Source organism: Anaerolinea thermolimosa, from assembly GCF_001050195.2.
GTDB classification, from domain to species: Bacteria; Chloroflexota; Anaerolineae; order Anaerolineales; family Anaerolineaceae; genus Anaerolinea; species Anaerolinea thermolimosa.
Genome location: NZ_DF967965.1, coordinates 2689314 through 2691469, shown reverse-complemented (window position 1 = coordinate 2691469; position 2156 = coordinate 2689314). Strand labels below are relative to the sequence as shown.

At 61.0% G+C, this 2156-nt stretch carries 1 protein-coding gene; it reads right to left on the bottom strand.

Going from position 1 to position 2156, the window contains the following annotated elements:
- Window positions 1-2156, bottom strand: a 2156-nt coding sequence (locus ATHL_RS12240) for a PA14 domain-containing protein (protein WP_201797974.1), incomplete at both ends; no start/stop codon positions are given.

Genomic DNA, 2156 nt, shown 5'->3' with positions numbered 1-2156 from the left:
GGTGATGGTGGGGGTGTTGGTAATGGTAGGCGTGTTGGTGCGCGTGGGCGTGTTGGTGCGCGTGGGCGTGGGGGTAGGCGTGCGCGTGGGGGTGGGCGAAGGCAGGCTCACCGAAACCACCAGCTGCTGGGTGATGCGTGATGTATATTGCGATGTGGTATTGAGGCTGTTCTTGTCGCGGGCCTGCACCACCAGGGTGTAGGTGCCGGAGGTAACAGGCAAACCGTTCGACCAGGTGTAAGAGGCCAGGTTGGTGGGGCAGGGGTTGGCACTCTGGTTGAAGAGGCAGAAGGCCGCACTGCTGGAATCGACCACCTGGTGCACCAGCCGGCCGCTTGAATCGTACACCGCAAACCAGACGCGGTCTACCGAGCGCACGCCGCCCGCTGTGGTGACATTGGCCTGAATGTTGAAGCGCCCGCCCGTGCCCTCCAGCCGGGTGAGGGTGATCTGCGGCCCGGCCAGGCCACTCACGTTGAGCGGCGGGCAGGAGACATCGCCAATTTTGTAATTAATGTTGAGGCTGAAGCTGTCACCATCGTAAAAGTTAAAACTGCCGGTTGGATACACTGGAGAGGGCACGGTATTGGAGGTGGCCCAGGGGTTGTTCATGATCAGATTCAGGGTCGCGTCTTCCAGGAAGGGAATGACGCCCGGCGTGGTGAAGTTGTGGGTCCAGGGGCTGTTTTGCTGAAGCGTCATGTTGGGAGAGAGCAGGGTGGAGGTGCCGCTGGTATTGGTGAAGGAATACGACATAAGCTGGATGGCCGGGCGCGGTTCACTGGGCAGGTTGTTCCACGGCCCGCTCCACACCCCCTGCACCGAGGTGATAGTCACCGGCAGGTTGGTATTGGTATTGACAAGCTTGATGTTCATCCACCCGCGGTTTCTGTTGCTGGAGTCTTTTCCATTGTAAAGATAAAGTTCTTCCCTGTCGTCCTTGACGAGGAGTGAATCACAGGAGGCCACCACGGTAGGTGTGGGGCGCGGGTCGAGCGGCTTGAGGTACTTCTGCGGGATGATCGACACCGGGCCGAGGTAGGGGCCGGTCCAACCAATGGAAAGGTTGTCACCGCCGTAGCCCTCAATGTGATCGGCCTCGATGTAGTACCACTGGCCGGCTTCCAGTGAGATGGTGGCTGATTTCTGGTTGGGCTCTTTGTACCAGTCGGGTACACCGCCGGAGCGGCCCGTCCAGGTGTTGACGCGCGCGATTTCTACCTTGCCGGAGGGGTTGTCGGAAGCGCTCAGGTAGAGGCGGCTGGCATCGTCGGAGGCAATGTAGAAGGTGTATTCGCCGGTGTAGGGAGCACACAGCAGGGCGCGCATCTGGCTGCCGTAGTTATCGGCGTAGTTCACTCGAGAATCGGCCAGGCTGGCCACAAAGTCTTCCTGCGGGGCGCGCCCGGCGTTGATAACACTGCTGATGAAGGTGCCCAAGTCGGTCTGGCTGGCGCCGCTGATGCCGAAGAGCTTCTCCAGGTACTTCCACATTGAAACCTGCGGGCCGGTGCCGTTGCAGGCGGCCTCGGTGGGTTTGGTGGTGGCATCGGCGGGTTTGAGGTACTTCTGCTCGATCAGTACGGGGGTGTCGCCGTCGGCAATGCCGGGGCCCTTCCAGCCCACGCCGAGGAAGTCGCCGCCGGTGCTTTCTTTGAGGAAGACCTCAAAGTAATACCACTGGCCGCGTACCAGCATGAAGGATTTGCCCGTGGCGTAACCGGAGGCGATATCTTCGGGCTTGAGGCCGGTGTACCAGCTTTCGAGGGTGGGGGCGCCCAGGTCTACTGTAGTGCCGCCGGGCGAGCTGTTGAAGAAGAAGCGTGCGTTGTCATCGCTGACCATGTAGAAGGTGTAGTTGCCGGTGAGCGGGGCGCAGAGAAAGCCTCGGATGCGCAGGGCGTAGTTGTCGTTGATGCCGTCTGTGGGTGTGGGTTGCGGCCAGTGCAGGGCGTTGCCTGGGCCGATCCACGGGCGGATGGTCTGAGCTGGGTTGTAATATTTGTAGTCGATGTTGTTGAACAGATCATCCACACTGGTGCCGGGGAGGTTGTTCCAGCGGTCGAGCAGGAGACCAGTGCCCTGGCAGTCGAAAGGCTCCACCGTGTTGGTGGCGGTAGGAGAGGTGGTGGGGGTGGGGGTGTCGGTGGGGCCGG